At 34.0% G+C, this 13,345-nt stretch carries 16 protein-coding genes; 13 read left to right on the plus strand and 3 right to left on the minus strand.

Translation table 11 applies throughout. The features are described from left to right. Positions 1-62 precede the first annotated feature (62 nt). On the plus strand, positions 63-473 hold the full coding sequence (locus tag EV144_RS04900) for a hypothetical protein (RefSeq protein ID WP_134146677.1): 411 nt from the start codon (positions 63-65) through the stop codon (positions 471-473). A gap of 6 nt (positions 474-479) precedes the next feature. On the opposite strand, the gene EV144_RS04905 is transcribed toward EV144_RS04900, so the two are convergent. Further along, on the minus strand, positions 480-1,574 hold the full coding sequence (locus EV144_RS04905) for a sensor histidine kinase (RefSeq protein ID WP_243854614.1): 1,095 nt from the start codon (positions 1,572-1,574) through the stop codon (positions 480-482). Between the two features lie 112 nt (positions 1,575-1,686). Here EV144_RS04905 and rlmD point away from each other — a divergent pair, with 112 nt between their 5' ends. Genes rlmD through EV144_RS04920 form a run of 3 tightly spaced genes read left to right on the plus strand, consistent with a single transcriptional unit; the run spans position 1,687 to position 4,463 of the window. Next, positions 1,687-3,099 (plus strand): 23S rRNA (uracil(1939)-C(5))-methyltransferase RlmD, encoded by a 1,413-nt coding sequence (gene rlmD, locus EV144_RS04910; protein WP_134146679.1) that lies wholly within the window; start codon positions 1,687-1,689, stop codon positions 3,097-3,099. A gap of 13 nt (positions 3,100-3,112) precedes the next feature. Continuing rightward, complete coding sequence (locus EV144_RS04915; RefSeq protein WP_134146681.1) at positions 3,113-3,670, plus strand: DUF6452 family protein; 558 nt, start codon at positions 3,113-3,115, stop codon at positions 3,668-3,670. Beyond that, on the plus strand, positions 3,642-4,463 hold the full coding sequence (locus EV144_RS04920; RefSeq protein WP_134146683.1) for a DUF6048 family protein: 822 nt from the start codon (positions 3,642-3,644) through the stop codon (positions 4,461-4,463). Before EV144_RS04915 ends, EV144_RS04920 begins: the two co-directional genes overlap by 29 nt. Before the next feature lie 175 nt (positions 4,464-4,638). Here the strand turns inward: EV144_RS04920 and EV144_RS04925 are convergent, their stop codons facing one another. Further along, entirely contained in the window at positions 4,639-4,878 is a 240-nt protein-coding gene (locus EV144_RS04925) for a hypothetical protein (RefSeq protein ID WP_134146685.1), read from the minus strand. Positions 4,879-5,045: 167 nt separating this feature from the next. Further along, on the minus strand, positions 5,046-6,203 hold the full coding sequence (locus EV144_RS04930; protein WP_134146687.1) for a class I SAM-dependent RNA methyltransferase: 1,158 nt from the start codon (positions 6,201-6,203) through the stop codon (positions 5,046-5,048). 158 nt (positions 6,204-6,361) lie between these two features. Here EV144_RS04930 and EV144_RS04935 point away from each other — a divergent pair, with 158 nt between their 5' ends. The 9 genes from EV144_RS04935 (at position 6,362) to EV144_RS04970 (ending at position 13,345) form a co-directional block, all read left to right on the plus strand. Next, a complete protein-coding gene (locus EV144_RS04935; protein WP_134146689.1) occupies positions 6,362-7,126 on the plus strand; it encodes a class I SAM-dependent methyltransferase in 765 nt (254 codons plus the stop codon). Positions 7,127-7,146: 20 nt separating this feature from the next. Then, a complete protein-coding gene (locus EV144_RS04940) occupies positions 7,147-7,815 on the plus strand; it encodes a ZIP family metal transporter (protein ID WP_134146691.1) in 669 nt (222 codons plus the stop codon). Positions 7,816-8,081: 266 nt separating this feature from the next. After that, complete coding sequence (gene murQ / locus EV144_RS04945) at positions 8,082-8,894, plus strand: N-acetylmuramic acid 6-phosphate etherase (RefSeq protein ID WP_134146693.1); 813 nt, start codon at positions 8,082-8,084, stop codon at positions 8,892-8,894. 142 nt (positions 8,895-9,036) lie between these two features. Next, a complete protein-coding gene (locus tag EV144_RS04950; protein WP_134146695.1) occupies positions 9,037-9,258 on the plus strand; it encodes a DUF6095 family protein in 222 nt (73 codons plus the stop codon). 27 nt (positions 9,259-9,285) lie between these two features. Further along, positions 9,286-9,447, plus strand: a complete 162-nt coding sequence (locus tag EV144_RS24090) for a hypothetical protein (RefSeq protein ID WP_166670536.1) — start codon at positions 9,286-9,288, stop codon at positions 9,445-9,447. Between the two features lie 75 nt (positions 9,448-9,522). Continuing rightward, complete coding sequence (locus EV144_RS04955) at positions 9,523-10,095, plus strand: pentapeptide repeat-containing protein (RefSeq protein ID WP_134146697.1); 573 nt, start codon at positions 9,523-9,525, stop codon at positions 10,093-10,095. Between the two features lie 2 nt (positions 10,096-10,097). After that, a complete protein-coding gene (locus EV144_RS04960) occupies positions 10,098-10,673 on the plus strand; it encodes a DUF1572 family protein (RefSeq protein WP_134146699.1) in 576 nt (191 codons plus the stop codon). A gap of 235 nt (positions 10,674-10,908) precedes the next feature. After that, positions 10,909-11,280, plus strand: a complete 372-nt coding sequence (locus EV144_RS04965) for a DNA topoisomerase IV (RefSeq protein ID WP_134146702.1) — start codon at positions 10,909-10,911, stop codon at positions 11,278-11,280. A gap of 145 nt (positions 11,281-11,425) precedes the next feature. Then, positions 11,426-13,345 (plus strand): DUF294 nucleotidyltransferase-like domain-containing protein, encoded by a 1,920-nt coding sequence (locus tag EV144_RS04970; protein WP_134146704.1) that lies wholly within the window; start codon positions 11,426-11,428, stop codon positions 13,343-13,345.

Genomic DNA, 13,345 nt, shown 5'->3' on the forward strand with positions numbered 1-13,345 from the left:
TTTCACGCAACCATTTCAACATTCTTCCATCTTATATAAAACTAACCAACCATTCACTAACCATGAAAAAATTAAGTTTTATATTAATTGTATTTTGTTTCGCATTTGCATCTTGTAATAATGACGACAAAGAAAGTACGATAGAAGAAGATGTTGCGAAATTAGAAAAGATGTACGATGATATTATCGTTTATTCGCAAGCTAATACTCTGCCATGTACTAATTCTACAGAATGGGGAATTATACAAGCACAACATGATGCATGCGGTCCAAGTAAAGGATATATTCCGTATGCAAAAAAGATAGATTTAAATATCCTCCAAAAAAAGATTGAAGCTTACAGTAAAGCACTTGGAGATTATTATACTAAATGGGAGATTTTTAATGATGTCTGCCAATGGAGTCCTCCTCCTACTGGTGTTGAATGTGTTGACGGAAAACCAAAATTGGTATTTAATCCTGGCGGATATTAGCCTAAATTAAATATCAAATTCAATTCTAAACTCAGCGCCTTTGTTTTTACCATCACTTACAGCACTTAGTCGGCCTTGATTTCTTTCGATAATTTTTTTACAAAGATATAATCCGATTCCTGTAGAAGATTCGTTTGCGGTTCCTAAACGGCTCATTTTGGTGAATTTCTTAAACAATTCGTCAATTTGATTTTTATCAAAACCAATTCCGGTATCAACAACAGAAACTATAAAAGTAGAATTTTCGCTATAGATTCTCACTTTAATTTCACTGTCAAAATAAGAAAACTTAACCGCGTTGCTAATTAAATTTACGATGACCTGTATCAGTAAACCTTCATCAATACGAAGTTTAGTCTCAACAAGTTCCAAGCTTAAACTCAGCTTTATATTTTTATCCAGCAAACGCTGTTCAACCTGTTCATTAATAAAAGGCAGAATATTAGGAAACAAAATAGACTTGGCTTCATGGTTTGATTTTACAACCCGGTCTTGTTCGTTTAATAATTTAATAAAATTTTCGATGTACCTAAATTGCAAATTGGTCGATTCGCAGATTAATTCAGCCAGACTCGTTACCGATTCTGATGGATTTTCACTTATAATTAATTTCGCCAAACCTTGCGGATTTCCGGCAAAATTTTTTAAATCATGAGAAAGCATATAAATCAAGTCCTGCTTTTCGTTGATAAAACTTTCAGCTTCATAAATTGATTCCTGAATATTACAAAGCAGTAAACCGGCCTCATCTGTATATTCTGTTGGCAATAACGATAATTTTCTGGAATTTCGATAATCGTTTAATGCTTTAGAAGCAATTGCAATAGGTTTTATTAGTCGGTTTAAAACCAAAAGCGTGATTAACGTTGCCAGCAATGTCATTCCTAAAGAAAAAACCAAAATAGAAGCTGGTGAAATATCGTGTCTAAAATAGAGTACAAAAAATAAAATTCCGATTAAGGGAATGTGTATACCAACAAATGCAACAAAAAGAAATTTGAATGCATAACTATTTTTCAGAAAGCTAATTTGTGATAAATTGTGATACAACTGCATAAAAAGTCGGCAATAATAGTAAGTTAGAATGTAATTTTTGGGCATATTACATAAACAAAGTTAACTTTTAAAGTTAATTAAACTATTATTTTAAAGAATTTCTAAAATATTTTCAAATTTAAATTTGTAAAAGTTTTCAAAGCATTATTTTTGCGCTATGGGAAGAAAAAATACAGACAAAATTGTCTTTCATCAAATTCAGGTTCTTGATGCAGGAGCCAAAGGAGTATCAGTAGCAAAAGCTCCTGACGGAAAAGTAATCTTTATACCGAACGTCGTTCCTGGCGATGTTATTGACATACAAACCTTCAAAAAAAGAAAAGCTTATTATGAAGGAAAAGCAGTAAAATTTCATGAATTATCAGAGCATCGTATAGATCCAATCTGTGAGCATTTTGGAGTTTGCGGAGGTTGCAAATGGCAAAATATGAAGTACAGCCAGCAGTTGTATTACAAACAAAACGAAGTAAAAAATCATTTACAGCGTATTGGAAAAATCGAACTTCCGGAATTTGAAACTATTTTAGGTTCAGACAAACAGTTTTTTTACAGAAATAAAATGGAATTTTCGTTTTCTAACAGCCGTTGGTTAACAGAAAAAGAAATTGACAGTACAGAAGATTTAGGCAACAGAAATGCTTTAGGATTTCATATTCCGAAAATGTGGGATAAAATTCTGGACATTTCAAAATGTCATTTGCAGGAAGATCCTTCAAATGCAATTCGTAATGAGATCAGGACTTTTGCTAACGAACATAATTTAGCATTTTTCAATCCTAGAGAACATTCAGGATTATTACGTACTGTAATGATTCGTACTGTTTCTACGGGAGAAATCATGGTTTTAATTCAGTTTTTTGAAGAAGATAAAAAGAACAGAGAATTAATTCTGGATCATTTATACGAAAAATTTCCACAGATTACTTCATTACAATATGTTGTAAACGGAAAACCAAACGACACTATCTACGATCAAAATATCATACTATATAAAGGTAGAGATTATATTTTAGAAGAAATGGAAGGTTTAAAATTTAGCATCAATGCAAAATCTTTTTACCAGACCAATTCTGACCAAGCGTATGAATTATACAAAATAACCCGTGATTTTGCCGGACTTACCGGAAACGAAACCGTTTACGATTTATACACAGGAACAGGAACAATTGCTCAATTCGTTTCTAAAAAAGCCGGAAAAGTAATTGGTGTAGAAAGTGTTCCAGAAGCAATTTTGGATGCCAAAGCCAATGCAGAACGCAATAATATTACGAATTGTGAGTTTTTTGTTGGAGACATGAAAGTTGTCTTTAACGAAGCTTTTATTGCCCGCCACGGCAAACCGGATGTTATTATAACTGACCCGCCCCGCGACGGAATGCACAAAGATGTTATAGAACAAATTATGAAAATTGCTCCACAAAAAGTAGTTTACGTAAGCTGTAACTCGGCAACGCAAGCACGTGATTTGGCTTTAATGGATGAAAAATACAAAGTAACACGCGTGCGACCAGTTGATATGTTTCCGCAGACGCATCATGTTGAAAATGTTGTACTTTTAGAACTTCGATAACATCAAATAATAAATGAAAAAAATAATTTCTTTCTTTTTAGTCTTAACTTTTGGCTTATCCAGCTGCGAGAAAGATGATATTTGTGATGCAGGCACGCCAACCACTCCGCGATTAGTGATTTCGTTTTTAAATAGCGCAAGCCCGACTCTACCAAAAAATGTTCAGAATTTAAAAGTAATTGGCGAAGGTCAGCCAGAAGGAATTATTTTTAACACAAGTGCAGTAGACAATACAAAATATCTGGCTAACGGCAGCAAGATTTTAATTCCGTTAAAAACCGATGATACAGGAACCGTTACTTACAGTTTTATCTATAATTTTGGTAACACAACGGGAACAAATACAGATGTTTTAACCTTTAATTACAAGACTAAACAAGTATATGTTTCCAGAGCATGTGGTTTTAAAACAACTTTTGAATTATTGCCAGAAGCAACGCTCCCGTTACCTGGCACTCACCCATTTGTTGTAGAACCAGATCCTGACGGTATCATCTGGATGAAGCAGATTAATGTAATAACCCCTAACATTGAAACAGAAAATGAAACACACATTGAAATACTTTTTTAGTTTTTGTTTATTGTTTTCAGTGTTATTAGTTCAGGCACAAGATACACTACCAACACCAACAAAGAAAATTGTTCAGGAGAAGCCAAAAACTGATGCTGCCAAAACTGCTAAACCAGTTATTAATGACGTAAAAAATGATACTGTAAAAACAGATCGTTACGGTTTGCGAGTAGGTGTCGATTTATACAAATTAACCCGAGGATTTTATGATAAAGATTATAAAGGAATCGAAATTGTAGGTGATTTTCGTTTAACGAAAAAATATTATCTGGCTGCAGAACTTGGTTTTGAAGATAAAACCACAGATGATGACAGATTAAACTCGTCTGCAACCGGAACTTATATAAAAGGAGGTTTTGATTATAACTTTTACCAAAACTGGCTTGACATGGAAAACCTTATTACAATTGGTTTACGTGGAGGTTTTAGTACTTTCAGTCAGCAGTTAAACAGCTATAAAATCTATAATCCGAACCCATATTGGGGAGAACAATCTACAATTATAGACGGAACAAAATATAACGGACTTACAGCGGGATGGCTTGAAGTAGCAATGGGACTAAAAGCAGAAGTTTTCAATAATCTTTTTGTTGGTTTTGGTGTACAGCTAAAATTATTAGTAATGAACCAAAAACCAAGTGGTTTTGATAACTTGTATATTCCAGGTTTCAACAGAACTTACGACGGAAATTTTGGCGTAGGTTTCAACTATACCGTTTCGTATTTTATTCCGATTTTCAAAAGAAAAGTCATTATTCCGGAAACGCCTAAAAAAGCTGCACCGAAAAAGTGATCTAAGGTTATAAGAGACTAAGAGACTAAGATTCTAAGGTGCTAAGGTTTCTAGCTCAATAATAAAATAAGCCACAAATTCAAGAATTAAATGATTCATGAATTTGTGGCTTTTACTTTTAATTAGCCCTAAAAAAAAGCTTAGTATCTTAGTAACTTAAAACCTCAGAGCCTTCTTACGAACCTATCTCCCTAATTCCTTTTACAAAAATCCATTTCATAAAAAGCTTCTCGCCGTCTTTGGTTTTAACAGCCTGAAATTTAGGTGCAATCAAAGTTGCCACGATAAAAGCAGTCATCGGAACCCAAAGGCCCGTTAATTCGGTATATCTAGCAACTAAATATCTGCCTAGGATAAATAATATCGCAAAGCATCCTAATTGATATAAAAAACCTCGTAATTGTAGTTTTGTCATTTTTTTTTAAGCTTCTAAGGTCATGAGATGCTAAGGTTCTAAGATTTTAATCTTGATAATTTAGCAAACTTGACCTTAATTATTTTAAATATTAACTTTATACTTATTTAGTTATAAATTCAGAAACTTAGCACCTCAGAACCTTAGCATCTTAGTAACTTAGTAACTTAGACTTGAAACTTCGTTCTCTTACTTCCTTCGTACATTTCGTATTTTACCAAACGCGCTTCTAAACTTGCATTAAAAAGTTTGATTTTTCTTGAAGGTTTTAATCCCACAAATTTCAAAGCTTCAAGATTTGCTGTGATAAACCATGCGTTTGTTCCCGGATAGCTTTTCTTTAAAGTATCACCAATATTTTTGTAGAACTCTTCCATATGAATATCCAAACGTTCATCATAAGGAGGGTTAAAAACCATGTGTAGTTTTCCTTCAACCGCTTTTTCAGAATCAAAAAAGTTATTTTCAGAAACCGTAACGTAATCCTCTAAATTGGCATTTCTAATATTATCCTTAGCTTTATTTACCGCACTTGGCGCTTTATCAAAACCTTTAATAGTATAATGAAATTCTTTTGTCTTTTTCATCAAACTGTTTACAATCTGATCAAACAAATCGTTGTCCCAGTCTTTCCATTTTTCAAAAGCAAATTCCTTACGGTTTATATTTGCCGGAATATTGCAGGCAATCATTGCAGCTTCGGCCAAAAAAGTTCCAGAACCACACATTGGATCTAAGAAATGGCTCTGCCCTTCCCAACCTGATAATAATAAAATACCAGCTGCTAAAACCTCATTTATAGGCGCAATATTAGTAGCGGTTCTGTATCCACGCTGATGCAGTGAATTTCCAGAAGTATCCAAAGCAACAGAAACTTGATCTTTATCAATATGTACATTAATACGTAAATCAGGAAAAGCTTTATCAATACTTGGGCGTTGCCCAGTTCTCTCTCTAAACTGATCTACAATAGCATCTTTACACTTTTGAGAAACAAACTCAGAATGGTTAAAATAAGTAGAATGCACCGTAGCATCAATCACAAAAGTCTGATTTGAGTTTAAAAGTTTAGACCAGTTTACACCAGAAATGCCTTTATACAAAGCCTGCTCATTATTAGCTCTAAAAGAATAAATAGGTTTCAGGACTTTAAGCGCAGTACGCAACGATAAATTAGCTTTATACATAAAACCTTTATCACCCTTAAAACTCACCATTCTTACCCCTTTCTCCACATCCTGAGCACCAAGCGCACGCAATTCATTCTCTAATATCTCTTCAAAGCCAAAAAAACATTTGGCAATCATTCTAAAATTTTCTTCCATCTTTATATTTGAATTAAAACAGATTTCAACCAAAAGTAAATCTGCAATAAAAACTTTACCCTGCACACAACGATTCATGAGGTATCGCTACGAAATAGTTATTTTTCGGCAAAAATACACTAAATTTGCGGTACTTTGAATTAATTGAAATAGAATAAATGTCTGAATCGCATAAACCGTCAAATCCAAATAACGAACCAAACAATCAAAACTGGTACACTTCATGGTTTGATACGCCTTATTATCACATTCTTTATAAAGATAGAAATTACCGCGAAGCACAAATCTTCATGGATAATCTTACGCATTATCTCAACCTGCCAGAAAAAGCAAAAGTGCTGGATTTGGCCTGCGGAAAAGGACGTCATTCTATTTATTTAAACCAATTAGGATTTGATGTTCTTGGCGCCGATTTATCAGAAAACAGCATTGCCGAAGCCAGCAAAAACAGTAACGAAACCCTGCATTTTAAAGTGCACGATATGCGCGAACCTTTTGAAGAAAAATTTGATGCTATCTTTAATTTATTCACCAGTTTTGGCTATTTCGAAAACGACGAAGACAATCTTACAACCCTAAAAGCTGTAAAAGAAAGTTTATCAGAATACGGTTTTGCCGTTATCGATTTTATGAACGTAAATAACGTAATCGAAACCTTAGTTCCGGAAGAAGTAAAAACCGTTGACGGAATCGATTTTAAAATCAAAAGATATCTTGCAGACGGACATATTTTCAAAGAAATAGATTTTGAAGATCAAGGCAATACCTATCATTTTACAGAAAAAGTAAAAGCCTTAACTTTAAAAGATTTTCAGGATTTAATGGATGAAGCCGGTATTTTTCTGCTAGATATTTTTGGAGATTATAAACTAAAAAAGTTTCATAAAACCGAAAGCGAACGATTAATCATGATATTTAAATAATCAACGATTAAACCCAAACGATGAATTATCTATTACCCTTATTCTCTGTACTTTTAGGATATATTGTGGCTTTATTTTTAAAACCACAAAACAAAACCAATTTAAAATTATTGTTGGCATTCAGCGGTTCGTTTCTATTATCATTAACCGTAATGCACCTTTTACCAGAAGTTTACGAAACTCATAATCATAAAATTGGTTTATTTATAATGGTCGGGATTTTATTCCAGATCATTCTGGAATTTTTCTCCAAAGGCGCAGAACATGGACACGTACACGGACACGCACAAATGTCGCAAATACCGTGGTTACTATTTATAAGTCTCTGTATTCATGCATTTCTAGAAGGATTTCCCGTAAGCCATCACCACGATTTAGCCATCGGAATTGCCATTCATCATCTGCCGATAGCCGTAATTCTAACGACATTTTTCATCAATGCAAACCTAAACAAAAAAGCCATTTTTGCTTTTATGATTACCTTTGCCATCATGACACCGCTAGGCACAGTTGCATCAGACTTTCTACCCATTTTAAACGATTATTACACCGAAATTACAGCCATTGTAATCGGTATTTTATTCCATATTTCATCGACAATAATCTTTGAAAGCAGCGAAGGACACAAATTTAATGTTGCCAAAGTTTCGATGATCGTACTCGGAATTTTATTGGCATTCTTTCTATAATCAGGGCGTGACCATATCATTATAAAAGGGCAAACTTACTTTACGCTTATACGCCCTTTTACAACGATACGGTCGGGCTATCCGCACTACTTCGGTAGTCTGCTCCTATCCCTCACGCAAAAAACACTCAGAATCAAACAAAATTCGTTATTAAAAGCCTTAAAATCTGAAGCTTTAAAGCTTTGCAACTTTGAGCTTTTTATAACTTAGAACCTTAAAAAAACTTTGTAACTTTGAGGCTTTGCAACTCTGAACCTTAAAAAACAATGACCTTTACAAAAACCACAGAACAAGCATCAAAATACGAACATTTAGAAACAATGTCCGTTCACGAACTGCTTACCAATATCAATAACGAAGACAAAACCGTTCCACACGCTGTAGAAAAAGCAATACCACAAATTGAAGCCCTTGTTGCTCAAGTAGTAAACAGGCTAAAATTGGGTGGAAGAATATTTTATATCGGAGCCGGAACATCAGGACGTTTAGGTGTTGTAGATGCCTCAGAATGTCCGCCAACTTTCGGAGTTCCTTTCGATTTAGTAAACGGAATCATTGCCGGCGGTGACACAGCCATTCGTCGCGCTGTAGAAAATGCAGAAGACAACGCAACACAAGCCTGGATCGATTTACAAGCACATAATATTGGAGAAAATGACGCCGTAATCGGAATTGCAGCATCCGGAACAACTCCGTACGTAATTGGAGGTTTAGAAACCTGCAATCAAAAAAATATCCTTACAGGTTGCATTACCTGCAACGCAGGAAGCCCGCTGGCTTTAACAGCACAATTTCCTATAGAAGTTGTTGTAGGCCCAGAATTCGTTACCGGAAGTTCAAGAATGAAAGCAGGAACAGCGCAGAAATTAGTTTTAAATATGATTTCTACCGCAGCCATGATTCAACTTGGAAAAGTAAAAGGAAACAAAATGGTCGATATGCAATTGAGTAATATTAAATTGGTAGATCGCGGTGTGAAAATGATTATGGGAGAAATTCCTGTTTCTTATGATGAAGCTTCGGAGTTATTACAGAAATACGGCAGCGTAAGAAAAGCTATTGATAATTATAACTTATAAGATACTGTTTGTCATTTCGAGGAACGAAGCAACCTCAGTTACAAAATAACACTTTAGTCAATTGCTAGTGCGATTGCTTCGTTCCTCGCAATGACAACCTGAAACTTGAAACAACAAAAAACCTGAAACAAAAAATCAAAAAATGTCAACAAATAAACAATTATTAGGAAAAGGAATTAAATACTTAACTGGCGCTTTGCCATTGATGTTTCTTGGCCCATCGTTGATTTACAATGCATTTCAAAATCAACAAAACAATTGGCATTATCTTGTTTTAGGTATTGGAATTGTAGCTTGTTTAAGTTCTATGTTTTTAATTTTCTACGGATTGAAAACGATTATGAAAGGTTTGTTTAATGACTAATTTGTATCTTTACTAAAATTCTCTATCATGGATATACAAGCAGAAATAAATTGGATACATCAAGAAATTATTGATTCAAACACTGTATATAATATAGATATAAATAATGCCTTAGAAGATATTTCAAAAGGAAATGTTTATAGCGAAGATCAAGCTAGAGAGATTGCAAAAAAATGGGGAAGAAAATAATTTAGACTACTACTTCCCTACAATAATTTATATTCTTCGAGTGCGACATAATGCACAACAACCTAAAAAACATTCATGGAAGGTATAATCCACATTCAGAAAACATTCGAGAAAGTCATTTATATTGATAAAAAAATAAACAATCGCGAGTTTGAAGATTGTGTTTTTAAAAACTGTGATTTCTCTAACAGCAATTTTGCTTACAATTCTTTTTTAGACTGCGAATTTATCGACTGCAATTTGTCTATGACAAGTCTGGCAGGTACGAGTTTAAAAAATGTTTCTTTTAAAAACTGCAAACTTTTAGGAATCGCTTTTAACGAATGTGATGATTTTCTTTTTCAGGTTTATTTTGAAGAAACAACTTTAGATTATGCCTCATTTGCTAATAAAAAAATGCCTAAAACAAAGTTTATCAATTCTTCTTTAAGAGATGTAACTTTCATTGGTGTTAATTTAACCAGTTCGGTTTTTGACAATTGCAATTTAGAAGGCGCTATTTTTAATGATACACAATTGGCAAGCGTCGATTTTAGAACCGCTTACAATTATAAAATTGATCCGGAATTTAACCCAATGAGAAAAGCACAATTTTCGACTCAGGGAATTGTGGGACTTTTGGATAAATATGATATTAAAATTGTATAATTATGAATGTATCAGAATCTTATTTAGAAAGTGTTAAGAAGCAATTTTTATATTATAAAATGTTGGGCGAAAAAGCCATAGCGCAACTCGAGCCGGAACAACTTTTTGTTTCTATTAACGAAGATAGAAACAGTATTGCGACAATTATAAAACATATTTCGGGCAATATGCTCTCGCGCTGGACTGATTTTCTAACTTCTGACGGCGAAAAGGAATGGAGAAACCGTGATGCTGAATTCGAAAATGATTGGCAATCTAAAGAAGAAGTTCTTTTGGCTTGGAATAAAGGCTGGGAATGTTTTGAGAATGCTTTAAACAGCTTAAAACCAGAACAGCTTTCTGATATTATTTATATTAGAAACGAAGGCCATACGGTTATCGAAGCGATAAACAGGCAATTAGCACATTATCCGTATCATGTTGGCCAGATTGTTTTTTATGCCAAACAATTAAAGAAAAGTAATTGGGATAGTTTGTCGATTCCGAAGAATAAATCCGGAAATTACAATGCCGAAAAGTTTGCTAAGGAAAAAGAAATTAAGAACTTTACAGACGATGAATTAAAGAGATTGAAATGATAAATTATTATGCGAATTTTGGCGGAACATGCTGGTGGATTTTAATTAAATTCTGTCAAACCAATTTAACGGAAGAACAGAGTTTTAAAAACAAAAAACGAAATTTGCTTTTTCTGACTTTTTTAACTTTGGTAATTTTCTTTTTATTCTTTAATTAAAAAGATCTTTTGAAAACGAATGTCCTAGCCCTGATGGGAGTGGCATCTTTTTCCTTAAAATACAACTTACAATTTATATGAAAAAAATTATATTCTTACTTCCGTTATTGGCCTTAGTATCGTGTTATAATGCAGAACATAACTGCAAGGATTTTAAAAACGGAAAATTTAAATTTGAATTTGAAGTAAACGGCGTTAAAAAAACTACTTTTTTTGAACGTAAAGATGGTATCGAAATCGAAACTTTTGATGGAAAAACCGATACTTCGACTGTTCGCTGGGTAAGCGACTGCGAATACATTCTGCAGAAAAAACATCCAAAAAATATGGCCGAAGAAAAAGCCATCAGCATGAAGATCTTAAACACAAAAAAAGATTCTTATACTTTTGAATTTGGAATGGTGGGTTCTGACGAAAAACAACGCGGAACGGTTTACAAAGTATACTAAAAGTTTAAGCTTTTACTGCCACAAAGGCACAAAGACGCAAAGAAATTAAATGCTTAGTGTCTTTGTGCCTTTGTCGCAAATTATTGTCATGTGTTTCTTTTACATTTCTTTTTTTAATAGTATTTTAGAAGCCTAATCTAACCAAATGAAAAATACCATTTCGCATAGAGTTGCCGACTTTTTGAAGAGTTATCCGCCTTTTAGTTTTTTGCATCAAGGAGATCTTGAAAAACTATCAGAACAGATTTCTATTGTTTATAAAGATAAAGACGCTGTTATTTTTGCCGAAAATGACAAAACTCATGACTCTTTTTATGTAGTTCATAAAGGTGCTGTGGCTTTAAAGAAAAGTGCTAAAAATACTGTTTTGGACATGTGTGACGAAGGCGATATTTTTGGTCTGCGTCCGCTTTTGGCGCAGGAAAACTATATTATGGAAGCTGTAGCGCACGAAGAAAGCATTCTTTATGCCATTCCTATTGCGGTTTTTAAACCTTATGCGCTCGAAAACAGAACTGTTGGTAATTTCCTGATTGAAAGTTATGCTTCTAACACTCGAAATCCGTATTCTGATATTCATAAAGACAAACTTTACGGCGATGATCTTGAGCATGATTCAATGCATTCCGAAACGCATTCTTTTGATTTACAACCTATTAAATATTCAAAGAAAATTGTAACCTGCAGTCCGTCGACAACAGCCAGAGATATTGCCAAAATCATGACGAAGAAAAAAGTCGGCGCAATATTGATTGTGGATGAAATGCTGCCAATTGGCATTATTACCGATAAAGATCTTCGTAATAAGATTGTTACGGGCGATTATTCAATTCTGACAACGGCAGAAACTATCATGACAAAACCTGTAATTACGTATCCTAAAAAAATGACGGTTACAGAGGCACAAATGGCAATGATGAAAAGCAATATCAGCTATTTATGTCTAACGAAAGATGGAACTACAAATACGAAAGCGGTTGGGATTTTATCGAAACACGATGTTATGGTGGCGTTGGGAAATAATCCCGCGGTACTGATAAAAGCACTGAAAAGAGTTAAAAAAATAAAAGAAATTAAACCGATTCGTAACCGAATTATGCAGCTGCTTCAAGGATATTTAGATCAAAATATTCCGATGAGCCTGATTGCTAAAATTATTACAGAACTGAACGAAGCTTGTACAACTCGCGTTATCGAAATGTCTATTGAAAAAATGAGCAGTCCGCCACCGGTAAAATTTGCGTGGCTGGCGCTTGGAAGTCAAGGCCGAAGCGAACAAATGCTGCATACAGATCAGGATAATGCGATTGTTTATGAAAATGTTTCGGATGTTTTTAAGGATGAAACCAGAATTTATTTCTTGAAATTTGCAGCGCTCGTTAACAAAGGTCTTTTTGAAATTGGTTACGATTACTGCCCTGCCGAAATGATGGCATCGAACCCAAAATGGTGTATGAGCCTGGATGAATGGAAAAATCAAGTGCATCATTGGATTACAAATCCGGGGAAAAATGAAGTTTTGCTTTCTTTCATATTTTTCGATTACAGCTTAACGTATGGTGACTCTTTCATTACAAATCAACTTTCGGATTATATTTTTGAAACCGTAAAAGCGAATCCTATTTTTTATGTGCATTTGGTAAGTGGTGCATTGCAAAGTCCTTCTCCTACAGGTTTTTTCAGGCAATTTTTGGTAGAACAAGATGGTGCCAACAAAGATAATTTTGACATTAAAAGAAGAGCTTTAATGCCTCTTACAGACGCTGCAAGAGTTTTGATTTTGTCACATTCTGTAAAATCGATCAGCAATACGTCTGAACGTTTTGAAAAATTAGCGGAGCTTGAACCTAACAACCGTGAATTGTATTTGTCTTGTTCGTATTCGTTTAGAGCTTTATTAAAATTCAGAACCAAACAAGGTCTTCTGCACCATGATTCTGGTCAATTTATTGCACTGGAAACTTTATCTAAAATGGAAAAAATAAAGCTAAAACGTACTTTTAAAACTATAAAAGAACTTCAGGAATTAATTAGCGTTCGATTTAATATTTCAAACATCGTTTAG

Origin of the sequence: Flavobacterium sp. 270 (genome assembly GCF_004368785.1) — a bacterium.
Lineage (GTDB): Bacteria > Bacteroidota > Bacteroidia > Flavobacteriales > Flavobacteriaceae > Flavobacterium.